This window comes from Stenotrophomonas hibiscicola ATCC 19867 (assembly GCF_000382065.1).
Taxonomy (GTDB): domain Bacteria; phylum Pseudomonadota; class Gammaproteobacteria; order Xanthomonadales; family Xanthomonadaceae; genus Stenotrophomonas; species Stenotrophomonas hibiscicola.
Genome location: NZ_KB907499.1, coordinates 755,114 through 780,578, shown reverse-complemented (window position 1 = coordinate 780,578; position 25,465 = coordinate 755,114). Strand labels below are relative to the sequence as shown.

The window sequence follows — 25,465 nt, the reverse complement described above, 5'->3', positions numbered from 1 at the left end:
AATCAGGTGGGCAGCAGCGTGTGGGGGCCGGGCAGCACCAAACGGAAGCAGGAGCCGCCGGCGGGCACGGGAATGTAGTCCAGGCGTGCCTGGTTGGCCCGGCACAACTCGCGGGCGATATACAGGCCCAGCCCGGTGCCGTGCTCGGATGTGGTGAAGAACGGACGGAACAGCTGTGCGGCCACGCTCTCGGGAATGCCCGGGCCACGGTCCATCACGTCGATCACCGCGCTGCGCTCGTGCTGGGCCACGCGCAGGCGCACCCGCGCCGGCTGCTGGCCGATACGGCCGTACTTCAATGCGTTGTGCACCAGTACGGTGAGCACCTGGTACAGGTGCTTGGTATCGACCTGCGCCATCACCGCCGTATCGCTGATGATCGGTTCGATGCTGTCGGTTTCCAGCGTCTGGCCCTGCTTGTACTCCAGCACGAAGCGGCGCACGAAGGCGACCAGGTCGACGTTCTCGGGCGTGGCGCGTTCGCGCCGTGCCAGCCCCAGCACGCTTTCGACGATGCCATTGGTGCGCTGGCATTGCTGGCGGATGATCTGCAGCAGGCGGCGGTCGCTTTCGTTGAAGCCGGTGCCTTCTTCCAGCAGCTGCACGGCATAGTTGATCGCCGCCAGCGGGTTGCGGATTTCATGGGCGAGGCTGGCGGAGAAGCGGCCCATCGCCGACAGGGTGAGCGATTCGGCGCGCCGCGAGACCACGCTGGAATCGTCCAGGAACACCAGGGCCAGCTCGCTGCCGGCCAGCAGGCGGGCGAAGCGCGGTTGCACTTCGGGCTGGTCGGGGTTGAGCTGCAGCGGCAGTTCGTCCTGCGCCCAGCCGTTGCGCCAGCGCTGCAGGCGGCGCGCCAGTTCCGGCGCGGCACTGGCCAGATCCAGGCGTCCTGTCTCACCGATGCCGTCATTGTCACCGAGCAGCATCGAGGCCGCTTCATTGGCCAGGGTGATGCGGTTGTCGGCGTCTACCACCAGCACGCCAGTGCGCATGCGGCGGATGATCAGTTCGTTGATCTGGAACAGGTTGGCTACTTCGTCGCCGCGCTGATTGGCCAGCTGCTGGTTGCGGCGTGCGCGGCTGCCCACCTGGTAGCTGATGAAGGCCAGCGCCAGGTAGCTGGTGGCGAACATGGCCAGCTCGGCCAGCGTGCGGGTGGGATCGCCGCCTTCCAGCACTTTCCACAGGTATTCGGTACCGGTGGCCAGGCTGGCCGCGACTGCCAGGCCCAGCCCCCAGCTCAGCGGCAGCAGGGTGGCGGCCGCGGCGATGTTGAACAGCAGCGACATCGAGATGCCGGCGCTGGCGCCGGGCAGGGCGTGCGCCAGCAGGGTGGCGGCGATGATATCCACCAGCACGCTGGTGACCACGATGGGGCGCAGCCAGCGTTCGTTGCGGCCGATCGCCAGGGCCAGCAGCGACAGCACCAGATAGATGGCCGCAACGGTATCGGCCAGGCGCGGGTGGTGGGCCTCGCCGACCATGCCGGACAGGGGGCTGTAGAGCAGGCCGGCGATGACTGCGGCGATCAGCACCCGGTACAGCGCGAAGAAGTACAGCTCACGCCGCGGAATCGATTCGATGCGGTCGATCAATGAAGCACTGGGTGACACGCCGGAACTCCCCTTCTGGCTGCCTGGGTCTGGAATCTGCGGCGGGCCTGCCTGGCATCCCCTGAGGCCGGGCGGGCACGTCGCGTCGATGTAGTGTCGAGCGTGCTCGAGAGGGCCAGTATAGGGCCCCTGCGCTGGCGCCGCGGGACCGCCCCGCATCGCGCATTTGGCCCGCCGCGGAGACCGGAGGCCAGCGCCAGGGCGGGCGCAACTGCCTGAATGACCGCGAAAATCCGCCCGCGTCTGGCGTTTTGTACAGACTTCTTTGCGCCCCGGCGCCGGCTCGGCCACAATAGTGGGCCCGCCGCGGTCCGTGCCGGTGCCTCTTCCAGGGGGCCCTGAGGAATTGCGTGCGGTCGTTCCTATTCCCACGGTGACGCATGAATTTCCACGAATACCAGGCAAAACAACTGCTTGCCGAATACGGCATCCCGGTCCCGGCCGGCAAGGTCGCGGCGACCCCGGACGAGGCGGTTGAAGTCGCCCAGTCGCTGGGCCAGGGCCCCTGGATGGTCAAGGCGCAGATCCACGCTGGCGGCCGCGGCAAGGCTGGCGGCGTCAAGTTCTGCAAGACCGTCGATGATGTGAAGGCCGCAGCGGCCAAGATGCTCGGCACCAAGATGGCCACCTACCAGACCGCCGGCGTCGAGCTGCCGATCAACCTGGTGCTGGTGACCACCGCCGGTGAGATCGTCAAGGAGCTGTACCTGTCGGTCCTGGTGGATCGCGGCACCCGCACCATCAGCTACATCGCCTCTTCCGAAGGCGGCATGGAAATCGAGCAGGTCGCTGCCGAGACCCCGGACAAGATCCACACCCTGAACGTGGACTTCGTCGAGGGCGTGCAGGGTTACCACGGCCGTGACATCGGCTTCAAGATGGGCCTGACCGCCAAGCAGGCCGGCCAGTTCGCCAACATCATGGTGAACCTGTACCGCATCTTCAACGAAAAGGACCTGGCGCTGGTTGAGATCAACCCGCTGGCCATCCTGGACGATGGCAACCTGTACGCGCTGGACGGCAAGTTCAACAGCGACGACAACGCCAACTTCCGCCACAAGGAACTGGTCGCGATGCGCGACAAGTCCCAGGAAGACGAAACCGAAGTGACCGCTTCGGAGCTGGACATCAACTACGTCACCATGGACGGCAACATCGGCTGCATGGTGAACGGTGCCGGCCTGGCCATGGCCACCATGGACGTCATCAAGCTCAACGGCGGCGAGCCGGCGAACTTCCTGGACGTGGGCGGCGGTGCCAACAAGCAGCGCGTCATCGAAGCGTTCAAGCTGATCCTGTCCTCGGACAAGGTTGAAGGCATCTTCGTCAACATCTTCGGCGGCATCGTCCGCTGCGACATGATTGCCGAAGGCATCATCGCCGCCGTGAAGGAAGTGGGCGTCAAGGTTCCGGTCGTGGTGCGCCTGGAAGGCACCAACGTGGAAGAAGGCAAGCAGCTGCTGCGTGACAGCGGCATGGCCATCATCCCGGCTGACAACATCAACGACGGCGCCAAGAAGGTCGTTGAAGCGGTCAAGAACGCCGCCTGATCCACGACACCGAAGGAAATTCCCATGTCTGTTTTGATTAACAAGAACACCAAGGTGATCGTGCAGGGCTTCACCGGCCAGCAGGGCACCTTCCACGCCACTCAGATGATCGAGTACGGCACCCAGGTTGTTGGCGGCGTGACCCCGGGCAAGGGTGGCACCACCCACATCGACCTGCCGGTCTTCAACACCGTTGCCGACGCCGTGCAGAGCACCGGCGCCAACGCGTCGGTCATCTACGTGCCGCCGCCGTTCGCGGCCGATGCGATCCTGGAAGCCGCTGCTGCCGGCATCAAGGTCATCGTCTGCATCACCGAAGGCATCCCGGTGCTGGACATGCTGCGCGTCAAGAACGTGCTGACCCGTTCCTACCCGGACACCGTCCTGATCGGTCCGAACTGCCCGGGTGTCATCACCCCGGGTGAGTGCAAGATCGGCATCATGCCGGGCCACATCCACAAGCCGGGCAAGATCGGCATCGTGTCGCGTTCGGGCACCCTGACCTATGAAGCGGTCAAGCAGACCACCGAAGTCGGCCTGGGCCAGTCCACCTGCATCGGCATCGGTGGCGACCCGATCAATGGCCTGAACTTCGTCGACTGCCTGAAGCTGTTCAACGAAGACCCGCAGACCGAAGGCATCATCATGGTCGGCGAAATCGGCGGTGACGCCGAGGAAGCCGGTGCCGAGTACATCAAGAACCACGTGAAGAAGCCGGTCGTCGGTTTCATCGCCGGTGCGTCGGCTCCGGCCGGCAAGCGCATGGGCCACGCCGGTGCGATCGCCTCGGGCGGCAAGGGCACTGCCGAAGGCAAGTTCGCCGCCATGGAAGCTGCTGGCGTCGTCACCGTCCGTTCGCCGGGCGACCTGGGCGCCGCCATCGCCAAGCTGGTGAAATAAGAACGACTGCCTCTGGCAGCCGATTCTGTAGAGCCGAGCCCACGCTCGGCTTGCTTTGGAAAAGCCGCCCTCGGGCGGCTTTTCTGCGTCTGGCGGCCGCCTGGTCGGCCCATCCACGCATGGTGGGGATCTACTAAGCCAGGGCTGTCCACGCAGTGAACGCCCCCGGCGCGCGCACGACGCGGCGCTACAATGGGCGCATTGCAACCACAGGCTGGATTCCCATGGCTTCGATCCGCATCGCGATGGCGCAGTTCGATTTCCCGGTCGGCGATGTCGCCGGCAACACCGAGCGCATCATCGAGATGATCGGACAGGCGCGCGACGAGTATGGCGCCGAGCTGGTGATGTTCCCCGAGCTGGCAGTGAGCGGTTATCCGCCGGAGGACCTGCTGCTGCGTCCCGGCTTCCTGTACGAATGCGAGCAGGCGATGGGCCGTATCGCTGCTGCCTGCCGTGGCATCACCGCCGTGGTCGGCTGGCCGCAGGCGGCTGGTGCGGTGGTCTACAACGCCGCCAGCGTGCTGCGCGATGGCCTGCTGGAGCAGACCTACCGCAAGCGCGAGCTGCCCAACTACGCGGTGTTCGACGAGCGTCGCTACTTCGATGTCGATCCGGACGGCGGCAGCTGTGTGTTCGAGGTCAATGGCATTCCGGTGGGTTTGCTGATCTGCGAGGACCTTTGGTTCGCCGAGCCGCTGGCCGACACCGTGCGCGCGGGGGCGCAACTGGTGGTAGTGCCCAATGCTTCGCCGTACGAGCGGGGCAAGCACGCCCAGCGCGACGCGGTGCTGGCCGCACGCACCCGCGAGAGCGGGGCGGCCATCGCCTATCTCAACGTGGTCGGTGGCCAGGATGCGCTGGTGTTCGATGGCGCGTCGGTGGTGGCCGATGGTGACGGCACGGTACACCCGGCTGCCGCTGCCTTCGTCGACCAGTGGCTGGTGGTGGAGTACGACGGTGAGACCCGCCGCTTCATGCCGCACGTGTGGATGGACGATGGCGACGAGAGCATGGACGCGCTGGCCTGGCGTGCCGTGACCCGTGGCATCCAGGACTACTGCCGCAAGAACGGCTTCAAGAAGGTGTGGCTGGGGCTGTCCGGTGGCATTGATTCGGCGCTGGTACTGGCGCTGGCGGTCGACGCGCTCGGCGCTGAGAACGTTACCGCCGTGCGCCTGCCGTCGCGCTATACCGCCGGCATGTCCAACGACCTGGCCGCCGAGCAGTGCCAGGCACTGGGCGTGAAGCTGGAAGCGGTCTCGATCGAGCCGGCGTTCAAGGGCCTGATGGAATCGCTGGCGCCGATGTTCGAAGGCACCGCGCCGGACGTGACCGAAGAGAACCTGCAGTCGCGCAGCCGCGGGGTGATCCTGATGGCACTGGCCAACAAGTTCGGCGGCCTGTTGCTGACCACCGGCAACAAGAGCGAGTACGCCGTCGGCTACGCCACCATCTACGGCGACATGTGCGGTGGCTATGCGCCGTTGAAGGACCTGTACAAGACCGAGGTGTTCGGCCTGTCCAAATGGCGCAATACCGTGGGCGGCGCGCCTGTGATTCCGCCGGCGGTGATCAGCCGCCCGCCATCGGCCGAGCTGCGCGAGAACCAGCTGGACCAGGATTCGCTGCCGGCCTATGACGTGCTGGATGGCATCCTGTACCGCTACATCGATCAGGAGCAGTCGCGCACGGAGATCGTGGCGGCCGGTTACGACGCGACCGTGGTCGACCGCGTGCTTCGCCTGGTGCGCATCAGCGAGTGGAAGCGGCATCAGGCCGCGCCCGGGCCGAAGGTCTCGCGCCGGGCGTTCGGCCGTGAGCGTCGTTACCCGATCAGCAACGGCTACAAGGGCTGAGGCCCGGTCCAGCAGACGACAGGGAGTGCCGGCCGATGGCCGGCAACCCGTTGGCCCTCTCCGGTGGGTGCGGACCTTGGTCCGCACGATGGTCGAAGATCATCCACGCATGGCGTGGATCTACCGGGCTTCGCCGAGCAGCTGTTCGAGGCCGGCGGTTTCCGCAGCGTCGCTGAAGTGGCCGCCCTCAAGCCGTGCACGCACAAATGCCAGGCCATCCGCCGCCGCCGCATCCAGCGTGCCGCGGTGGTCGACCGGGTAGCGTCGAAACGCGACCGGCTCGCCTCGCAGGGCCAGTCCTGCGGCGTACAGCAGCGTGGTCAGATAGGGCACATCGCGGTCCGCGCTGCCATGGCCCAGCATCAGTGGTTGGCTGAAGCCGCGGCGCGGTACGCCGAGATAGTCGTACAGCACCGCCCAGATGCCCGGCACGCTGGTCAGCGGTGCAGTGAACATGCTGCCGGTATCCGCACCGTCCAGGGTGGCGGCCAGTTCGCCCAGGCACTGCTCACGTGCCACTGCCACGCGGGCGCGGCCGGTGTCGCTGAGGACGCGGTCGATCTGCGGCGCGACCTGCAGCAGGCCATCGAGCAGATACGCGTGATACGCGTTGACTGCACCTGGATTGGCGGTGCGGTTGTCCGGTTTCATCACCAGCGCGGTCAACTCCACTGCCGTGGGCGTACCGGTGGTGAAGCTGCCGCGGTAGTGCAACGCCGGCCCCCCATAGGTGGGGGCGATGTGGCCTGCGGTGAGCGCGGCGGCGCCACCCTGCGAATGGCCGACCGAGACCCAGCGCGGCGACAGCGCTGCGTTGCCCAGGTACTGGCGGCTGGCTTTGACGAGGTCGATGGCGTTGCGCGCGGCAGTGCGCACATGCAGATAGGCATGGTCACCTGGACTGCCGAGGCCTTGGTAGTCCGCGGCGACCACCGCATAGCCCTGTGCCAGGAACTGATCGAGGAAGCGCCCGTCGCGTTGGGGTTGGTAGGGGCCGGACACCGAGGGCGCACAGCGATCTGCGATGCCCTGGGTGCCATGTGCCCAGGACACCACCGGCCAGCCGCCTGCAGGCGCCGCGCCGGCGGGCAGATACAGCAGGCCGGTGCCTTCGGCCAGCTGGCCGCGATGATCCGGGGTGCGGTAGTGCAGCTTGTAGGCCTGCGCGGCCTTGGACGGCACCCATGACGCGCGATAGGGGGCAGCAGACAGCAGGTCGCCCGGTGCAACCGGTGCGGCGGCCAGGGGGCCCGGGGACAGCGCCAGCAGGGCAGTGGCGAGGAGGCAGGCGCGGGGACGGAAATGGCGTGGCGGTGGGGTCATGAGGCGCTCCTTCACGGCCGGGATGGCCGTTGCGCCGCAGTGTGGAGGAGCTCGCCCGCGCCGATTGGGACCGGCGTCGCATCCGCCGGGGATTCGTAGAATTCCTAGTGTCGTGGTCCATGGGCGCACGAACCCTCCACGCATGGCGTGGATAACCGACAAAGAAAAGGCCCCTTGCGGGGCCTTTTTCTTATTTCTTTTCCAGTCGCGCGTTGCGCTGGCCGGTGCTGGCGGACTTCTCGCCAGCGAACGGGTTCAGCTTGCGGATCATCCACGGGTACTTCGGCCACTTGCCTTCCAGCCACGGGTGGTCCGGCTGGTTCAACTGCAGGACGCGGCGCGCATCATCGGCCAGGGTCTTGTTGCCCAGGTGGGTGTAGGAATCGGCCAGGACAGCGACGGCGTCGTACTGGAACGCGCTCTGCGGGTAGGTTTCCAGCAGGTAGTTGGCGCGGCCGGCGGCCGAGACCCAGGCGCCGCGGCGCATGTAGTACAGGGCGTTGTCCAGTTCGTGCTGGGCGAACACGTCACGCAGTTCCAGCATGCGCTGGCGCGCATCGGCGGCGTAGCGGCTGTTCGGATAGCGGTCCACCACGATGTTGAAGTCCGAATACGCCTGGTGCGGCGTGGACAGGTCGCGGCGGCTGGCATCCAACGACCATACGCGACGCAGGAAAACCGTACTGCGGTTGGAGTTCGCCAGGCCGCGCAGGTAGTACAGGTACGCGATGTTGCGGTGGGTCGGGTAGGTACGGATGAAGCGGTCGATGCTGGACACCGCGTCATCGTGCTTGCCGGCCTTGTACTGGGCGTAGGCGGTCTCGATCATCGCCTGCTCGGTGTACGGACCGTACGGATACTGGGCCACCAGGCGGCGGAAGCTGGCCTCGGCGCCGCTCCAGTTGCCGCCCTGCATCAGCTTGTGGCTTTTCTCGTACAGCTGTTCGACCGGCACGCCTTCATCGGGGCGATCACCCTTCTTGGCGCCGCGATGGCAGCCGGTGGCGGCGATGACCAGCACCAGCAGCAGGGCGGTGAGGCGGACGGGCGCGGAGAGCATGGCGGAGCGTCGGATCATGGGGTCGAGGCGGGACGCGGCTGGAATACGAAGGGTCGATGATAGCCTAGTGTCCTGTCCAGCGACTGAAACCGGCCGCCGGGACCCCAAAATTTCAAAGAATGCCCCCTGCCATGTCTGAACAACCTTCTGAATCGGCCCGCCAGGCCATCGTCCCCGACACCGCTGCCGGGCGCCGTTTCGACGCCGTCGTGGCCGAACTGTTCCCCGAATACTCGCGTTCGCGCCTGACCGAATGGATCAAGGCCGGGGAGGTGCTGCTGGACGGTGCCCAGGTGCGCCCGCGCGATCCGCTGCGCGGCGGCGAGGTGGTGACCCTCAACGTGGTACTGGAAACCCAGACCGACGCCCAGCCGGAGGACATCCCGCTGGACGTGCTGTTCGAGGACGAGCACCTGCTGGTGATCAACAAGCCGGTCGGCCTGGTGGTACACCCGGGCGCGGGCAACCACAGCGGCACCCTGGTCAACGCCCTGCTGTTCCGCGACCCGTCGGTGGCGGTGCTGCCGCGCGCGGGCATCGTGCACCGCCTGGACAAGGACACCAGCGGCGTGATGGTGGTGGCCAAGACTCTGGAAGCGCAGACCGCGCTGGTCGAGCAGTTGGCCGCACGCGACGTGCACCGCCAGTACCTGGCCATCGTGATGGGCGCGCTGGTGGCCGGCGGTACCGCTGATGCCCCGATCGACCGCCACCCGCGCGACCGCCTGAAGATGGCCGTGCGCGAGGACGGCAAGGAAGCGATCACCCATTACCGCCTGCGCGAGCGCTTCCGTGCGCACACCGCACTGGAGTGCCGCCTGGAAACCGGCCGTACCCATCAGATCCGCGTGCATATGGCGCACGTGCGCCATCCGATCATCGGCGACCCGCTGTACGGCGGTGCATTGAAGCTGCCCAAGGGCGCCAGCGACGAGCTGGTGGCCGCGCTGCGCGGCTTCAAGCGCCAGGCCCTGCACGCCGAGACGCTGGAGTTCACGCACCCGATCACCGGTGAGCCGGTGCGCAACACCGCGCCGGTGCCGGAGGACATGCTGCACCTGATGAAGGTGCTGCGCGAAGACAGCGAAGCCTTCGCCGCACGCGAGCGGGACCGCTGGTGATGGCCGCCGCGCTGCCCTTGCTGCAGGCGGACTGGCCGGCGCCTCCGGGCGTCCATGCGCTGACCACGCGCCGGCACGGTGCGGGCATCTCGCCGGCGCCGTTCGCGCAGTTCAACCTGGGCAACCGGCACGCGGCCGATGGTGATACCCCCGCCAACGTCGAGCACAACCGCCAGCTGCTGCAGCAGGGGTTGGCGCTGCCGTCGGCCCCGCACTGGCTGCGCCAGGTGCACAGCAGCACCGTGCTGCGATTCAACGCGCCGCCGGTGCCGGGTGCCGCCGAGCCGGTGGCCGACGCCGCGGTGACCTCGGTGCCCGGCGTGGTGCTGGCGATCCTGACCGCCGACTGCCTGCCGGTGGTGTTCGCCGCCGCTGATGGCAGTGAGGTGGGCGCGGCGCATGCCGGCTGGCGTGGCCTGGCCGACGGCATGCTGGAGGCCACCGTGGCGGCCATGCAGACGCCGCCGGCGCAGTTGCGCGCCTGGCTGGGACCGGCAGCCGGGCCGGCCGATTACGAGATCGGTGAAGAGGTCTACCACGCCTTCGTCGGACACGATCCGGCCGCCGAGGTGGCGTTCGCAGCGACCCGCGCAGGTCATTGGAAGGTGGACCTGTTCGCGTTGGCCCGCCAGCGCCTGCAGGCGGCGGGCATGGACCCGGCGCAGGTATACGGCGGCACGGTGTCGACCATGGCCGATCCGGACCTGTACTCGCACCGGCGCGACCGCCGCACCGGACGCATGGCGACGTTGGCCTGGATCGCACCCTGACTACGCCCCTGTTTGCACGGGTGCTGGGGCCGGCCTTCGCCACCCTGGCACCGCCGGTGCAGGCGCTGCACGCCGCACCACAGCCGTGCCGCTACGTGGGGAAGGCGCGGATCCAGCGCGGGCGTCACGGGCTGGTGCCGCTGCTGGCCGCAGTGGCACGGTTGCCGAAGAGCGGCGACGCGCTGCCAACCGAAGTGGTATTCAGCACACACGGGCAGGGCGAGCAATGGGCGCGGCGGTTCGGCCGCTGGCCAATGGTGTCGCGGCTGTGGGCGCACGACGGGCATCTGCGTGAGCAGTTGGGCGCGGTGCGCTTCGAATTTGATCTGCAGGCCCGCGAGGGTGGCATCGACTGGTCGGTGCGCCGGGTCTGGGCGTTCGGGCTGCTGCCGCTGCCAAGGCGCTGGTTTGATGGCGCGCGTTGCCGCGAAGCCTGGCAGGGCGAGCGTTACACTTTCCTGGTCGATGTGACGCTGCCCTGGGTGGGAGCCCTGATCCGCTATGAAGGCTGGCTCGAACCGCGGTGAGGCCGCCGCCGAGGCTGGGACCGCGGTGATCGTATTCGATGGCGTATGCGCGCTGTGCAACCGCTGGGTGCGCTTCCTGCTGCGCTTCGACCGCAGGGGGCGCTATCGCTTTGCGGCGATGCAGGGCGCACAGGGCAGCGCGATGCTGCGCGCGCACGGGCTGGACCCGCAGGACCCGATGTCGTTCCTGCTGCTGGACGCACAGGGTGCCTGGACCGATACCGATGCGATGCTGCGCGTACTGGCCGGGCTGGGCGGCGCCTGGCGCCTGGCCGGCGTGCTGCGGCTCGTGCCGCGCGGCTGGCGTGATGCGGCGTATCGCGCGCTGGCACGCAACCGCTACCGCTGGTTCGGTCGGCATGAGGCCTGTTACCTGCCCGCACCGGAGCAAGCCGCGCGGTTCCTGGATTGATCGCCTGTCTTTTGTAGAGTCGAGCCATGCTCGACTTGCTTTTTTCTCCTGCCAATAGCAGCCGAGCATGGCTCGGCTCTACAAAACGCAGCCGAGCATGGCTCGGCTCTACAGGAACGCGTGCTTCAACCCTCCAGCGCGTCCAGGTAGCTGCGGCGCCAGTGGTTGATGTCGTAGGTGCGCAGGTGCTCCATCATCGCGTGCCAGCGCTCCTTGCGCCTGCTCAGCGACATCGTGGCTGCGGTGGCGATCGCATCGGCCACGCCGTCCAGATCATGCGGGTTCACCAGCAGTGCCTGCTTCAGTTCGTCGGCGGCGCCAGCCAGCAGTGACAGCACCAGCACGCCCGGATCCTCCGGGTCCTGCGACGCCACGTATTCCTTGGCCACCAGGTTCATGCCATCGCGCAGAGGCGTGACCAGGCCGACCGCCGCCGCCCGGTAGAAGCCGGTGAGCGTGGCATGGGTGAAGTTCTGGTTGACGTACCGCAGCGGCGTCCAGTCCGGCTCGGCATGGCCGCCGTTGATGTGGCCAGCGATCTGCTCCAGCTGGCTGCGCAACTGCCGGTACTCGGTGACATCACCGCGCGAGACCGGGGCGATCTGCAGGTAGGTCAACGAGCCGCGCTGGTCAGGGTGGCGCTGCAGGTAGCGCTCGAAGCCAAGGAAGCGCTCGGGGAGGCCCTTGGAATAGTCCAGGCGATCCACGCCGATTGCCAGCTGGCGGTCGCGCAGGCTGGCGCGAAGATTCTTCACGGCGGTCTTGGTGGCGGCTGTGCCGGCCTGGCGTGCGATCAGCTCGGTGTCGATGCCGATCGGGAAGGCTGCTGCACGGAAGCGGCGCCCGCCCGGCGCTTCCAGCTCGCCGTTGTCGAGCACGCGCCCGCCGCCGAACAGGCGCAGGTAAGTCTGGAAGCGATCGGCATCGCGCTGGGTCTGGAAGCCGACCAGGTCGTAGGCGTACAGCGCGGAGAACAACCGCAGGTGATCGGGCATCGCCTGCAGCAGGTCGGCCGACGGCATCGGGATATGCAGGAAGAAGCCAATGCGGGAGCCGATGCCGCGCTCGCGCAGCAGTGCGCCGAGCGGGATCAGGTGATAGTCATGAATCCAGACGATGTCATCCTCGCGCAGCAATGGCGCGAGCTTGTCGGCGAACAGCGCATTGACCTTGTGGTAGGTCTCGCGGGTACCGCGGTCATAGTCGACCAGATCCAGGCGGAAGTGCAGCAGTGGCCACAGCGTGCGGTTGGCAAAGCCGTTGTAGTAGCCATCGACCTCGCGCTTGCTCAGGTCCATGGTGACGTAGTCGATGTCACCGTCCTTCTGCCGGTGCAGCGTGCCGCTGCCTTCCTTTACGGTCTTGCCGCTCCAGCCGAACCACAGGCCGCCGCGCTCCTTCAGGGCGGCCAGCAGGCCGACCGCCAGCCCACCTGCGCGGTTCTCGCCGGGCACGGCCACACGGTTTGAAACCACGACCAGACGACTCACGATGCCTCCTGCCAGGACCGCGACAGGCGCATCGCGGCGGTGATCAGGCCGACATGCGAATAGGTCTGCGGGAAGTTGCCCCAGGCCTCGCCGGTGTCGAAGGCCAGATCCTCCGACAGCAGGCCCAGGTGGTTGCGCTGCTTCAGCAGCAGCTCGAACATCTCGCGTGCTTCATCCATTCGCCCGATCGCCGCCAGCGCATCGATGTACCAGAACGTACAGATGGTGAAGCTGGTTTCCGGTTCGCCGAAGTCATCCGGCGCGACGTAGCGGTACAGCGAATTGCCGTGCTTGAGGTCGCGGCCGATGGCATCGACGGTGGCAATGAACCGGGCGTCCATCGCGTCGATGAAGCCGATGTCGGCCAGCAGCAGCAGCGAGGCATCCAGGCGATGGCCGCCGAAGGTATCGGTGAAGTGGCCCAGCTCCTCGCTCCAGGATTCGGCCATGATGCGGGCGTGGATGGTGTCGGCGCGCTCGCGCCAATAGTGTGCGCGGTCATCACGCTTCAGGCGCACGGCGATCTTGCACAGGCGGTCGCACGCAGCCCAGCACATCGCGCTGGTGTAGGTGTGCACTTCGGTGCGGCCGCGGAATTCCCACAGGCCGGCATCGGGGACGTCGTGCAGGGCGAAGGCCTGTTCGCCCAGGGGTTCCAGGCGGGCAAACGTGTGCGCGTCGCCGGGATCCTGCAGGCGACGGTCAAAGAACAGCTGCGTGGACGCCAGCACCACGCTGCCGTACACGTCGTGCTGGCGCTGCACCCAGGCCAGGTTGCCGCGGCGCACCGGGCCCATGCCGCGGTAGCCGGACAGGCTGGGCACCTCATCCTCGTCCAGCTTGGCCTCGAAACCAATGCCATACAGCGGTTGCAGCGTACCGTCGGTGGTGGCCAGGTTGAAGATGTAACCGAGGAACTGTTCCATCGTGCGCGTTGCGCCCAGGCGGTTCAGCGCGCGCACCACGAACGCTGCATCGCGCAGCCAGCAGTAACGGTAATCCCAGTTGCGCACGCTGCCGGGGGCTTCCGGAATGGAGGTGGTCATCGCCGCAATGATCGCGCCGCTGTCTTCGTACTGGCACAGCTTCAGCGTGATCGCGCTGCGGATCACCGCGTCCTGCCATTCCAGGGGAATGGACAGGTAACGCACCCATTCGCGCCAGTAGTCGCGGGTGCGTTGGAAGGCTTCCTGCACATAGCCACTGATCGAGCGGTTGAGCGATTCATCCACGCCCAGGATCAGGTGGATGGGATGGTTGAGTACGAACGGCAGACCGTCGCGCACGAAGCGCACCGGTACATCGGTGGTCAGCCGCAGCACATGCTCGGGCAGGATCCAGCGCACATGGTTGCTGCCCCAGGTGGACTCCGGCACGCGCGCGCCCCAGTCCGCCAGTGGTCGCGCACGCACGGTGATGCGCGGACTGCCGGCCAGCGGACGCACCTGGCGGATCAGGCTGACCGGGCGATAGAAACGGTCGTTCTGCCGCCAGCGCGGGGCGAAATCGAGGATTTCCAGTTCGCCACCGTGCGCGTCGCGCAGGACGGTGCGCAGGATCGCGGTGTTGGTCAGGTATTCCTGCTCGCTGCTCGCGAAGTCCTCCAGCTCGATGGCGAAGTCGCCACCGGTCTGCTGGTTGGGACCGAGCAGGGCACAGAAGGTGGGGTCGCCGTCGAAGGTGGGCAGGCAGCTCCAGACAACGCGGGCACGTTTGTCGACCAGGGCGCCGAAGCTGCCGTTGCCGACCACGCCCAGATCAAGATCGGGTTGGGTCATCACGCGGTACATCTCGGTTGCGGCCGTGGGGGGGCCGGGTCAATAGGCATTCTCACGCAGCCAGGCGTGCACGCTGCGTATGTCGGGCAGCGCGAACACCGCCTTGCTCGGTTCCCGCTCGCCCACCAGCACGCTCCAGCCATGCTGGACGTTGGCGGCGTCGAAGCCGAATTCATCGGTGAGGTCGTCACCGAGGAACACCGGCAGGCGGCCGCGGAAGGGCAGGTACTGCATCATCCGGCGCACGGCACGGCCCTTGTCGGTGCCGACAGGCACGAACTCGACCACATGGTCGCCAGGTTGCAGGCGGTAGCTGGCACGGCCACGCACGTGGCGGTCGGCGAAGGCGCGGACATCGCTGGCGGCATGCGGCGCGCCGCGCCAGTGCAGGGCCAGGCCGACGCCCTTGTCTTCCACCAGCACGCCGGGATGGCCGTGGGCGAAGCGCATCGCCTGCTGGTGCAGTGCGTGCAGCCACTCGGCGGTGTCGTCATCGTGTTCGTCACGCAGCACACGACCATCCTGGCCACGCAGTTCATGGCCGTGCAGGCCAGCGGCAGGCAGTTGCAGGGGAGCGAACAGTTGATCCAGCTGTTCAAGCGGGCGACCACTGACCAGTGCCACGGCACCTTCCAGTCGGTCGCTGATGCGGCCGATGGCTTCACGCACATCCGGCAGCAGCTGCACGGCATCCGGGCGCGCAGCGAATTCGATCAGGGTGCCGTCGACATCGAGGAACAACGCGCAGGCGTCATCCAGCAATGGCGGTGGCGGACGCAGGGGGAGCGGTTCAGCCATGACGCCCAGCTTGCCAGCGTGGGCGTGTACGTGGGGTCGAGGGCAGGCTACGGCCTTGCTTCGGTGGGTGCCGACCGTGGGTCGGCACAAAGGGTCAGCCTGCATTGAACCCAGACAGTGCGGACCAACGGTCCGCACCCACCCAAGGCAATTACACCCAGAGCAATCAGAAGGTATAGCGAACGCGGCCGTAGTAGTAGGCGCCGTTGCTGCCGATCGGCGACAGCACGTCGTACGGCAGGTTGCCGAAGTAGTGGATATCGCTGTTGGATCGATCCGGGTAGTTGTCGGTCAGGTTCTGCCCGCCGATGGCCACGCTCCACTGCGGGGTGATGCGGTACTCCACTTCCGCGTCCAGCTGCCACTCGGCCTGGTAGGTCTGGCGCGGGATGTAGCCGTCACCGAAGTTGAACACGCGGGTGGCGCTGCCGTAGCGGTTCACGCGGCTGCTCAGCGACCAGTGGTCGTTGCTCCAGGCTGCCGAGAAACTACCGCGCGTGCGCGGCGTGGCGTCGGTGAGCGTGTTGGTCTCTTCGATGCCGAACAGCACGTAGTCCGGGTTCAGTGCCCGCAGCTGCGCGGGCGTGGCCAGCACGTTCTTCAGCGTGGTCTTGGTGTAGGCGTAGGTGCCGGTCAGCAGCAGCTGGCCATCGCCCAGCGACTGGCGCCAGTTGCTCACCAGTTCGGCGCCGCGGGTGCGGGTGTCGGCGGCGTTGACGAAGAAGCTGGCGCTCTGCAGGCCACTGACGCCGTAGTTGGCGGCCACATAGTCGGTCAGTGCGTCGCCAGTGATGCTCTCCGACAGCGCGATGCGGTCGTCGATGTCGATCTGGAAGAAGTCCAGCGACAGGTCGAAGTGCTCACCGATGCGGCTGGTGAAGCCCAGCGAGGTGTTGATCGATTTTTCCGGCTTCAGGTTCTGCGCACCCAGGCCGCGCGCGATCGGATTGTTGACCGACAACAAGCGGCCCTGCACCAGCTGACCGCCAGCGTTGTAGCCGGTGGAGGTGGACTCGTAGCCGATCTGTGCCAGCGACGGCGCACGGAAGTTGTTGGAAATGGCGCCACGCAACGCGAACGCCGGGGTGAATTCGTAGCGCAGGCCGAGCTTGCCGGTCAGTTCACCGCCGAAATCATCGTTGTGCTCGTAGCGCGCGGCCAGATCGGTGGAGAACTTCTCGCCGAACTGGCTGGACAGGCTGGCATAGGCACTGGCCACATCACGCGACAGGCGCGCCGCATCCTGCGGGGTCAGGCCGCCACCGGCCTGCGAACCGGTCGGGCGGTCGGTGAACGGGCCGGCCGCATAGCTGGCCGGGTCACCGGGGCGGGTCTGGTAGCGCTCGTGGCGTGCTTCCACGCCCAGGCCCAGGGTGTGGCTGATGCTCTCGCTCTGGGTGAACACGCGGCTCAGGTCGAGGTTGCCCACGGTCTGTGCGTACTCGTAATCGGCAGTCTTGAAACGGGTCGGGCTGGTCGGGCCCAGCGAGGCGTTGAGCGAGTCGCGCAGGCGGTAGGTGAAGTCGTTCTGCCCGTAATCCAGGCTGCCGTCGTAGCTCCATTCGCCCCACTGCCCACGCACGCCGGCCACGGCCTGCACGTCGCGGTTCTCGCCTTCGGAGATCGGCCGGTAACCGTTCGGATAGATCTCCTTCCAGTTGGCATCGCCATCGGGGTAGCGGAAGTAGTTCGCGCCTTCTGTATCCCGCTGGTTGAAGGTACCGAATGCGTAGAACGTCGAGGTCTGGCCCACCGGGATCTCGGTGTTCAGCCACAGATTGATGTCCTTGCTCTTGCCATCGCCCAGCACGTAGTTGCGCTTGCCCTGCAGCGCCAGGTTGCCCGGGGTCTGGTCCCACGGCGGAATCTGGTCGAAGCCGGCGCGGTTGGTGCCGTTGCGGTGCTTGTACTCCACGCCCACGCGCAGGAAGCCGCCGTCCTCGCCCAGCGAGGTGCCGACCTTGGCGCTGATGTTGCCGGTCTGGCCGTCGGTGAGAGTGCGGCCGATCGGCTTGAGGTCGGTGTGGTTGGCGCCGTAGCTGGCCTCGATCTCGCCGCCGTCGCCGCCGTTGTCGAGGATCACGTTGATCACGCCTGCCACAGCGTCCGATCCGTACAGCGCGCCGGCACCGTCACGCAGCACTTCGATGCGCTTGATCGCACTGACCGGAATCGAGTTGAAGTCGACTGGCGTGGTGCCCTTGCCGATCTTGCTGTCGGTGTTGACCAGCGCGGTGTGGTGGCGGCGCTTGCCATTGACCAGCACCAGCACCTGGTCCGGCGACAGGCCGCGCAACTGTGCCGCGCGCACGTGGTCGGCGCCGCCGGAGTTGGACTGGCGCGGGAAGTTGAACGACGGCAGCAGCGCCTGCAGCGCGCTGCCCAGCTCGCCGTTGACCACGCCGGCCTTGCGGATGTCCTCGGCGGTGAGCACGTCCACCGGCGAGGTGGATTCGAGCACGGTGCGGTCGGCGGCACGGGTGCCGGTGACGATCACCGTGTCCAGGTTGGTGGCGTCCTGGGCCAGGGCCGGGACGGCGGCGGAGGAAAGCGAGAGGGCGATGGCGAGGCCGAGCGGCGACGCGGGCAGGCGGGCAGACATGGGGGCTCCAGCAACAACGACGACGGGGAAGGGGGAGATAGTTTCACTTACATCCATCCGGATGAAGCGATATATTATCTTCGCGTGATGGCCGGTGCCGATGCAAGCCCCTGCCAGTCCGGCATGAGCTGATGCCCTGCTGGCATCAGCACGCCGGGCCGGTGGCGCTGTACGCTGCCGGCTCGCCTTGTCCCCCTTCCCCGGAGCTGTACCGATGAAACACCTTGGCCTCGTCTTCGCCGTGCTGCTGGCCACCAGCGGCTGTGCCAGCCTCTCTTCGCAGGCGCCCAGCGCCTATGCCACGGCCACCACCGCCGAACTGAAGGGTGATGCCGCACGCCCGTCCGCCGGCCATGGCTGGGTGCGCAGTGAGCTGTACTTCGGCGTGGGCGAGGAGCAGGGTGCCGGCAACCGCCCGCAGGCCGACACCATCAGCGAGGCGCAGTGGCGCACGTTCCTGGACAAGGAAGTGACCCCGCGCTTCCCGGATGGCCTGACCGTGTTCGATGCCTACGGCCAGTGGCTGTTCCGCGGTGATGCCGCGCCCAACCGCCTGCGCACGAAGGTGCTGGTGGTGCTGCACGAGGACACCCCGCAGCGCCGCGCCGATATCGAAGCGATCCGCCTGGCGTGGAAGCAGCAGACCAACCATCAATCGGTGCTGTGGTCGCGGCAGCCGGTCGAGGTATCGTTCTGAGTTGAAGGCACCACCGCGGTGCCGCAGGGAGCGATGATGAAACACAGGGAATGCGTGCTGGGCCTGGTGCTGGCGGGATTGCTGGCACCGTCGGCGCAGGCCAGTGGCGACGACGTCGAAACACTGCGGTTCCAGGTGGCCGCGCACGTGCAGGCGCACGCCGATCCCCAGCAGGATGGCAGCATCGCCGTGCAGCTGTCGCCGTCGGGAAGGCGCCAGACGCTGGCGGGCGCGGCGGATGCCGACGGCAATTCGCGCTGGGGTCTGGAGGACGTCGACTTCGATGGCTACCCGGAACTGGTCGCACGCGCCTCGGTGGGCATGGTCAATGAAGCGGTGACGGTGTACCGCTTCGATCCGGCCAGTGCTTCGTATCGCGTGCTGCAGGCCGACACCCACGGCAAGGACAGTTGCGGTGACCTGATGGGGCTGAGCGTGGACGTTGCCACCCGCACCCTTACCAGCAGTTGCCGCAGCGGGCCGATGTGGTACGCCGACCAGTACCGGTTCGCGGGTGCGAAGCTCTACCTGTACCGCGCCGAGCGCGTGTTGATGCTGGGCGACACATTGAACGCCGCGCTGCAGTGGGAACAAACCGACGAGCAGGGCCCGTTGGCGGTCTGGCGCACCTATGACCCCGCCGGCCGTGTGCTGGAGAGCGCCATTGCCGATGGCCTGGGTGCACCACCGGATGGGCCGTTGCGTGGTCAGCAGGCCACCGTGGTACCTGCGCGCCTGTTCCTGTTCGACCGGCCCGGTGCGTCCAGCACCAAGCGTTACCTCGTGCAGGGCGACCGCGTGGAAATGCTGGATGAACAGGACGGCTGGGTGAAGCTGCGCTACCGCAACCCGAAGCAGGGCGCGGTGCTGGGCTGGATCAACGTCAATGATTGACGAGACCTCTGCCCGCAGTTTGCACATCGAGGCGACGGGCGACGTGCCCACGGGGGCATCACTTCATCAGGTCTAGCCTCGGGCGTTCCCCCGTTCGAGGATGTATCCGATGAGCAAGCGCGTGGCCGAAATCGTGGTGGACGCCCTGCAGCAGGCCGGTGTCCGCCGTTGCTACGGCATCGTGGGCGATACGCTCAACCATGTGACCGATGCGATGCATGGCAGCGAGATCGCCTGGGTGCACGTGCGCCATGAAGAAGTGGCAGCGTTCGCTGCCGGCGCCGATTCGCTGGTGAGTGGCGAGCTGACCGCCTGCGCCGGCTCCTGCGGACCCGGCAGCCTGCACTTCATCAACGGCGTGTTCGAGAGCAACCGAAACCGTGCGCCGATGGTGCTGATCGCCAGCCAGGTGGTGACCAGCGAGCTGGGCATGGAATTCCCGCAGGAAGTGGACTTCAAGGCGGTGTACGCCAGTTGTTCGGTGTTCTGCGAGCAGGCCCACAGCGCCGAACAGGCACGCCGCGTGGTCACGTTGGCCTGCCAGGCGGCGATCAGCCGCCGCGGCGTGGCGGTGGTGATCCTCCCGGCCGATATCAGCCAGGCCGAGGTGAAGCACGATGTGCCGTTCTCGGTGCACTACACCCAGCCGGTATTGCGTCCTTCCGACGCCGAACTGCAGCGTATCGCCGAGCTGATGGGGCAGGGCAAGCGCATCGGCATCTACGCGGGTGCCGGTTGCCAGGGCGCGCACGCGCAGTTGCTGGAACTGGCCCGACGCCTGCAGGCGCCGATCGCGCACACCTCGCGCGCCAAGGACTTCGTCGAGCCGGACAACCCGTACAACATGGGCATGACCGGCATCTTCGGCATCGAGTCCGGCTTCCACACACTGATGGAGTGCGACACGCTGCTGCTGCTCGGCGCCGACTTCGCCTGGGGCCAGTTCTACCCGGACAAGGCCACGATCATCCAGGTCGACCGCGATGGCAGTCATCTGGGTCGCCGCCACCCGGTGAACCTGGGCGTGGTCGGTGATATCGCGCCGACGCTGGATGCATTGCTGCCGATGCTGCCGCCGCGCGAGGACAGCAGTTTCCTGGACGAGTGCATCGAGCGTCGCGACAAGGCGCTGAAGAAGCGCGAACAGGAAGAACAGCCGGGTGAAGGCGAGCTGATCCACCCGCAGCACCTGACCGCGTTGTTGTCGAAGTATGCGACCGACGATGCGCTGTTCACCGCCGACGGCGGCTCGCCGATGGTCTGGGTGCTGCGGCATATCCGGGTGAATGGCCGCCGCCGCACGCTGACCAGCCTGCTGCACGGCACGATGGCCAACGCGATGCCGCAGGCGCTGGGCCTGCAGAAGGCGTTCCCGGGCCGCCAGGTGATATCGCTGTCCGGCGACGGAGGCCTGGCAATGCTGCTGGGCGACCTGCTGACGGCAGTGCAGGAAAACCTGCCGATCAAAGTGGTGGTGTTCAACAATGGCTCGCTGAACTTCGTCGAGCTGGAACAGAAGGTGGAAGGCCTGCTGGACAACTACACCGACCTGAAGAACCCGGACTTCGGTCGCCTGGCCGAGGTGATCGGCTTCCACGGCCGCACCGTGACCCGCAGCGAGGATCTGGAGGAAGCGGTGCAGGACTTCCTGTCGCAGCGTGGCCCGGCATTGCTGGACGTACACACCAGCCGCGCCGAGCTGGTGATGCCGCCCCAGATCGAAGCCAAGCAGGTGGCCGGTACCGCGCTGTATGCGGCCAAGGCGGTGTTGAACGGCCGCTTCGACGACGTGAAGCATCTGCTGGTGGACAACTTCCTGAAGAAGTAGGGGGTGGTCGATGCAGGGCTGCGCCCTGCACCCGCTACGAGCCAGAGCCAGAGCAGAAGCGGGTTTCCTGAGGGATGGCGGGGTGGGTCCGGTTGCGGGGGACGCTGCAAGTACGTCCATGTAAGCTCGATCGCGCCATCCATGGCGCTCACGCCCCCGCAACCGGACCCACCCCGCCTTCGACAGCTTCCTGCGATCTGTCGGTAGATCCACGCCATGCGTGGATAACCTGGAAATGATCGAATTGTTCGTGTAGAGCCGAGCCATGCTCGGCTCAGAGCGAAGCGACCCGCTTTTGCTTTTGATCTTTTGATTCCTTTCCGTGGCTGGCACGCGCAGGGAGTTGTCAGGGGCCGGTCGGGATGGGCTGCGCAGGACCGTTGGCGCCATGGATGGCGCCATCGAGCCCCCAGGGACGGGTTTACGGCGTGTCCTGCGCAGCCCATCCCGACCGGCCCACTCCGATAAAGCTGCTTTTGGCGACCCACCCCCAGCCACGAGGGGCCCCGCCGTTGGCTGGAACCCATCATTCCACCGCGGAATTGGCGCCCGGGCCCCGCTGGGCCTACCATCGGCGGTCCCCACCCCCACCGCCCCTTCCATGTCCGCTCCCGCTTCCGCCGCACCGCGTCGCTGGTTCGTCGCCGGCGACTTCAACGGCTTCTTCGGCCTGGTCGTCGACAACCTCTCCATCCTCGGCTTCATCGCCATGGCTCTGGTCGGGATCTTCCAGTTTCCCGCCGACGTGGTGTTCGGCCGCATGTTCCCCGGCACCGCCTTCGGCGTGCTGATCGGCAACCTGCTGTACACCCTGATGGCACGCCGGCTCGCCGCGCGTACCGGCCGTGACGACGTCACCGCCATGCCGCTCGGCCTGGATGCCCCGACCAGCATCGGCATGGCCCTGCTGGTGCTTGGCCCGGCCTTCATCGCTTTCAAGCAGCAGGGCATGGACCCGCACGCGGCGGGCATCGCCACCTGGCAGCTGGGTATGGCCGCGCTGGTCATCATGGGCGTGCTCAAGTTCGTGCTGTCGTTCTTCGGTGAAGCGGTCACCCGCGCCCTGCCGCGTGCCGCGCTGCTGGGTTCCATCGCCGGCATCGCGCTGGTGCTGATGGGCCTGCTGCCGCTGCTGGAAACGCTGCGCTCGCCGTTGGTCGGCTTCACCACGCTCGGTTTGCTGCTGTACGTGCTGATCGCCAAGGGCATGCTGCCGGTGCGTGGCCCGGGCGTGCTGCTGGCCTTCGTGTTCGGCACCGTGCTGTATTACGGCCTCGGCCTGGCCGGGCTGGGCGCACCCGGCTTCCATGTACCGGAGTGGGTGCCACCGCAGGTGGTGCTGCCGCTGCCGACACTAGGCTTCCTCGACGGCCTGCCCACCGCGATGACCTACCTGCCGCTGCTGTTGCCGTTCGGCCTGCTGATGGTGGTCGGCGGCATCAACGTGTCTGAAAGCGCGCGCGCAGCCGGTGACGACTACCGCACCCGCGACATCCTGCTGGTGGAAGCGGTGGCCACGCTGGTGGCCGGTGTGTGTGGCGGCGTCGCGCAGACTACGCCGTACATCGGCCAGCCCGCCTACAAGCACATGGGCGCGCGCAGCGGCTATACGCTGCTGACCGGCCTGTTCGTCGGCATCGGCGGCATGCTCGGTATCATCTCCGGGCTGGTGCAGTGGTTGCCGCTGGCGGTGCTGGCACCGATCATCGTGTACGTGGCCATCGACATCACCACGCAGGCGTTCCAGGCCACGCCGCGCCACCATGCCGGCGCGATGGTGCTCGGTTTCCTGCCGTCGGTGGCCTACCTGCTGGCGATCAAGGCACCCGGCTGGATCGCACCGGATCAGCTGGCGCAGCTGCTGACCAAGCTCGACGGCCACGGCCTGCCGGAGCTGGCGGTGATCTTCACTCTCGGCAACGGCTTCATCATCACCTCGATGCTGTGGATTTCGGCGGTGGCGGCGATGGTCGATGGCCGCCTGCGCCGTGCCTGCGGGTTCCTGCTGGTGGCTGCGTTGCTGACACTGTTCGGGCTGATCCACTCGGTGGATCCGCGCGGCGGCATCTACCTGCCGTGGGACCTGGAAGGATTGGCGCGCATCATCAGTTTGCAGTTTGCCGGCGCCTACGTGGCCCTGGCGGTGCTGCTGGGCCTGCTGTCGCTGCAGAAGCAGCCGGTGCAACCGCTGGCTGATCGCACCGATCATTGACCGGTGACGCCGGGCATGGCCCGGCGCTACCGCTCCTTCCACTTCTGGTGCTCTGTAGAGCCGAGCCTGCGCTCGGCTGCTCTGAGCCGAGCATGGCTCGGCCCTACAGGGGCGTGTTGCAGGCGGCGAATGATCACAGCGCGCTCTGCCGGCCAGCGGCCGGCACTACCGTTCGGCGTCCAGCTCCGGGTAGTGGCGGAAGATGCCATTCGTGTTGAACGCCAGACGTCGTTCCGAGGCCAGATAGGCGGCGATGTTCGGCCGCTTCGCCACCCGCGCCTGCAGCGCGCGCAGTAGGGGCAGGGTGGACGCCAGTGCCTGCATGCGGCGTGGAAACATGTAGTCCAGCCCACTCAGTAGCTGGAACAGCGACAGATCCACGTACGAATGCTCGCGCAGTGCATGGCGGCCACCGTTGGCGGCCAGCACCCGTTCGAAGTAGCCCAGGAACTTCGGCAGGCGCTCGCTGCGCAGCGACGCGGCACGTGCCTTGGCCTCGGTCTTCTGCGCTTCGTAGTACTTCGATGCGGCAATCGGATGGTGGGTGTCGTGCACCTCGGCCACCAGGTCGGCGATGGTCAGCTGCAGTTGCAGCGCCTGCATCCGCCGCGAGGCCGCCTGTGGCACCAGGTCCAGCGTCGGGCCGAGGAAATCCAGGATCGCCGCGACCTGCGCGATGACCTGGCGGCCGGCCTTCAGGAACGGCGGCGCGAAGGGCTGCGGGCCTTCGCTGTGGCCCTCCAGGAACGGCTGCATCACCGCATCACCGTGCACCCGCGCCATGTCGATGTAGTCGGCGCCGGCATCTTCCAGCGCCAGCCGCACGAACTCGCCCCGGCCCTGGATGCCGGTCCAGTAATACAGCGCGTACTGCATGGCAGTGTCTCCGCAGGACAAGGCCCCCAGCCTCGCGCGCGGCATGCAAAGCAGGCGTGAGCGCGGCTTTGGCGCAGGGCGAAGCCGAACGGCAGCGGAACAGGCGGGGAACCGGCTGGAACCGGTGGGGTCACACCTTCTCCATGCGTGTGAAACGAGGTGCTGCATCATGCAGAGTGCAAAGGCGGTATGGCCCTGGGTGCTGGGTGTGGTGGTGATCGGCGGCGCGGGCGGTTGGTTGTTCCGGGATCAGCTGAAGCACCTGGCAGATGGTGTTTCGGTGCCGGTGCAGTCAACTGCCGTCAGCACCAGCGCAGCGCCACAACCGCAGGCGGCCGCGGAACCCTCGCCAGCACCGCCGCCGATCAGGCATCCGCTGGACACCGAGGCCGCCGCCGACCCGGCGCTGCCGAAGCTGGCTGACAGCGATGCCGCGGCCTGGGGCGCACTGAGCCAACTGTTCCAGGGCGAGGGGCCGCTGACCCTGCTGCTGCGCGATCACCTGATCCAGCGCCTGGTCACCCAGGTCGACAACCTGGACAAGCCAAGCGTGCCGCCCACTGCGCTGGCCGCACGGCCGCTGCCGGGCAACCTCCAGGTCGAGCCCGGCGAAGGCGGTGATCGCACCGCCGCCAGCAACGCGGCGCGCTATGCGCCCTATGTGCAGGCCTTCACCGCGCTGGATCCGGCAGCAACGGCAACGGCCTACAAGCGCTTCTATCCGTTGATCCAGCAGGCCTACGTCGACCTAGGCCGGCCCGACGGATATTTCAATGATCGCCTGGTCGCGGTGATCGACCATCTGCTGGATACCCCGGAACTGGCCCAGGCGCCTCTGGTGCAGCGCGATGAGCGCGGCCGTTACCGCTTCGTCGATCCCACCCTGCAGTCACGCTCGATCGGGCAGAAGGCCCTGCTACGCATGGATCCTGCACAGGCGCGGGCGATCAAGCAGCAGCTGCGGGCGATCCGCAGCGCGATCACCCGCTGAGCCCGTCCACCGTGCGGAACTGATCGGGATCAACGCGCCGACCACACGCGCTCCGGCATGCTGGCCGCAGGCTGACTGGCCCCGGGGTGCAGTCGCAGCCGCCCTTGAAACCGGGTGGGGCAACCGCATCTTTCCAGCATTGCCGGCCTAGGCCGGCCCTG

General features: G+C 67.1%; 20 protein-coding genes. 12 read left to right on the top strand and 8 right to left on the bottom strand.

Features of this window, described 5'->3' with window-relative positions:
- Nucleotides 1–2: 2 nt before the first annotated feature.
- Nucleotides 3–1,616 (bottom strand): sensor histidine kinase, encoded by a 1,614-nt coding sequence (locus G370_RS0108265; RefSeq protein WP_019660167.1) that lies wholly within the window; start codon nt 1,614–1,616, stop codon nt 3–5.
- A gap of 380 nt (nt 1,617–1,996) precedes the next feature.
- Here G370_RS0108265 and sucC point away from each other — a divergent pair, with 380 nt between their 5' ends.
- The 3 genes from sucC to G370_RS0108250 all read left to right on the top strand — a co-directional run bounded on the left by sucC (nt 1,997) and on the right by G370_RS0108250 (nt 5,925).
- Nucleotides 1,997–3,166, top strand: coding sequence for an ADP-forming succinate--CoA ligase subunit beta (sucC, locus tag G370_RS0108260; RefSeq protein ID WP_005418614.1), 1,170 nt, complete (start codon nt 1,997–1,999; stop codon nt 3,164–3,166).
- Nucleotides 3,167–3,190: 24 nt separating this feature from the next.
- Nucleotides 3,191–4,066, top strand: coding sequence for a succinate--CoA ligase subunit alpha (gene sucD, locus G370_RS0108255; RefSeq protein ID WP_005418610.1), 876 nt, complete (start codon nt 3,191–3,193; stop codon nt 4,064–4,066).
- A gap of 224 nt (nt 4,067–4,290) precedes the next feature.
- Nucleotides 4,291–5,925 (top strand): NAD+ synthase, encoded by a 1,635-nt coding sequence (locus G370_RS0108250; RefSeq protein ID WP_019660166.1) that lies wholly within the window; start codon nt 4,291–4,293, stop codon nt 5,923–5,925.
- Nucleotides 5,926–6,045: 120 nt separating this feature from the next.
- Here the strand turns inward: G370_RS0108250 and G370_RS0108245 are convergent, their stop codons facing one another.
- Together G370_RS0108245 and G370_RS0108240 are read right to left on the bottom strand one after the other, a co-directional pair.
- Nucleotides 6,046–7,248, bottom strand: coding sequence for a lipase family protein (locus tag G370_RS0108245; RefSeq protein WP_019660165.1), 1,203 nt, complete (start codon nt 7,246–7,248; stop codon nt 6,046–6,048).
- Between the two features lie 190 nt (nt 7,249–7,438).
- Nucleotides 7,439–8,326, bottom strand: a complete 888-nt coding sequence (locus G370_RS0108240) for an outer membrane protein assembly factor BamD (protein WP_026347042.1) — start codon at nt 8,324–8,326, stop codon at nt 7,439–7,441.
- A 113-nt stretch (nt 8,327–8,439) separates the two neighbouring features.
- On the opposite strand from G370_RS0108240, the gene rluD reads away from it, so the two are divergent.
- Genes rluD through G370_RS0108220 form a run of 4 tightly spaced genes read left to right on the top strand, consistent with a single transcriptional unit; the run spans nt 8,440 to nt 11,138 of the window.
- Nucleotides 8,440–9,429 carry a 23S rRNA pseudouridine(1911/1915/1917) synthase RluD gene (gene rluD / locus G370_RS0108235; RefSeq protein WP_019660164.1) on the top strand — a complete coding sequence of 330 codons (990 nt, stop codon included), beginning with the start codon at nt 8,440–8,442 and terminating at the stop codon, nt 9,427–9,429.
- On the top strand, nt 9,429–10,199 hold the full coding sequence (gene pgeF / locus G370_RS0108230; protein WP_019660163.1) for a peptidoglycan editing factor PgeF: 771 nt from the start codon (nt 9,429–9,431) through the stop codon (nt 10,197–10,199). Before rluD ends, pgeF begins: the two co-directional genes overlap by 1 nt.
- A gap of 20 nt (nt 10,200–10,219) precedes the next feature.
- On the top strand, nt 10,220–10,726 hold the full coding sequence (locus G370_RS0108225; RefSeq protein ID WP_019660162.1) for a DUF4166 domain-containing protein: 507 nt from the start codon (nt 10,220–10,222) through the stop codon (nt 10,724–10,726).
- On the top strand, nt 10,701–11,138 hold the full coding sequence (locus G370_RS0108220) for a thiol-disulfide oxidoreductase DCC family protein (RefSeq protein WP_019660161.1): 438 nt from the start codon (nt 10,701–10,703) through the stop codon (nt 11,136–11,138). The genes G370_RS0108225 and G370_RS0108220 overlap by 26 nt, the downstream gene beginning before the upstream one ends.
- A 125-nt stretch (nt 11,139–11,263) precedes the next feature.
- On the opposite strand, the gene otsA is transcribed toward G370_RS0108220, so the two are convergent.
- The 4 genes from otsA to G370_RS0108200 all read right to left on the bottom strand — a co-directional run bounded on the left by otsA (nt 11,264) and on the right by G370_RS0108200 (nt 17,806).
- Nucleotides 11,264–12,628: an alpha,alpha-trehalose-phosphate synthase (UDP-forming) gene (gene otsA / locus G370_RS0108215; RefSeq protein WP_019660160.1), complete on the bottom strand. Its 1,365-nt coding sequence runs from the start codon at nt 12,626–12,628 to the stop codon at nt 11,264–11,266.
- Nucleotides 12,625–14,406: a glycoside hydrolase family 15 protein gene (locus G370_RS0108210; protein ID WP_026347041.1), complete on the bottom strand. Its 1,782-nt coding sequence runs from the start codon at nt 14,404–14,406 to the stop codon at nt 12,625–12,627. Before G370_RS0108210 ends, otsA begins: the two co-directional genes overlap by 4 nt.
- Before the next feature lie 39 nt (nt 14,407–14,445).
- Nucleotides 14,446–15,204 (bottom strand): trehalose-phosphatase, encoded by a 759-nt coding sequence (gene otsB, locus G370_RS0108205; protein ID WP_010481547.1) that lies wholly within the window; start codon nt 15,202–15,204, stop codon nt 14,446–14,448.
- Nucleotides 15,205–15,370: 166 nt separating this feature from the next.
- Nucleotides 15,371–17,806, bottom strand: coding sequence for a TonB-dependent receptor plug domain-containing protein (locus tag G370_RS0108200; RefSeq protein WP_019660158.1), 2,436 nt, complete (start codon nt 17,804–17,806; stop codon nt 15,371–15,373).
- 214 nt (nt 17,807–18,020) lie between these two features.
- Between G370_RS0108200 and G370_RS0108195 the strand changes: the two genes are divergently transcribed.
- The 4 genes from G370_RS0108195 (at nt 18,021) to G370_RS0108180 (ending at nt 23,437) form a co-directional block, all read left to right on the top strand.
- The gene (locus G370_RS0108195) at nt 18,021–18,503 is read left to right on the top strand and encodes a DUF3574 domain-containing protein (protein ID WP_019660157.1); all 483 of its coding nucleotides are present in this window, start codon (nt 18,021–18,023) and stop codon (nt 18,501–18,503) included.
- 36 nt (nt 18,504–18,539) lie between these two features.
- The gene (locus tag G370_RS0108190; RefSeq protein WP_026347040.1) at nt 18,540–19,397 is read left to right on the top strand and encodes an SH3 domain-containing protein; all 858 of its coding nucleotides are present in this window, start codon (nt 18,540–18,542) and stop codon (nt 19,395–19,397) included.
- Between the two features lie 109 nt (nt 19,398–19,506).
- Nucleotides 19,507–21,225, top strand: coding sequence for a thiamine pyrophosphate-dependent enzyme (locus tag G370_RS0108185; RefSeq protein ID WP_019660155.1), 1,719 nt, complete (start codon nt 19,507–19,509; stop codon nt 21,223–21,225).
- Between the two features lie 601 nt (nt 21,226–21,826).
- A complete protein-coding gene (locus G370_RS0108180; protein ID WP_019660154.1) occupies nt 21,827–23,437 on the top strand; it encodes a SulP family inorganic anion transporter in 1,611 nt (536 codons plus the stop codon).
- A 165-nt stretch (nt 23,438–23,602) separates the two neighbouring features.
- On the opposite strand, the gene G370_RS0108175 is transcribed toward G370_RS0108180, so the two are convergent.
- Complete coding sequence (locus G370_RS0108175) at nt 23,603–24,313, bottom strand: glutathione S-transferase (RefSeq protein ID WP_019660153.1); 711 nt, start codon at nt 24,311–24,313, stop codon at nt 23,603–23,605.
- 169 nt (nt 24,314–24,482) lie between these two features.
- Here G370_RS0108175 and G370_RS0108170 point away from each other — a divergent pair, with 169 nt between their 5' ends.
- Nucleotides 24,483–25,304: a DUF3014 domain-containing protein gene (locus tag G370_RS0108170; RefSeq protein ID WP_019660152.1), complete on the top strand. Its 822-nt coding sequence runs from the start codon at nt 24,483–24,485 to the stop codon at nt 25,302–25,304.
- Nucleotides 25,305–25,465: the final 161 nt, after the last annotated feature.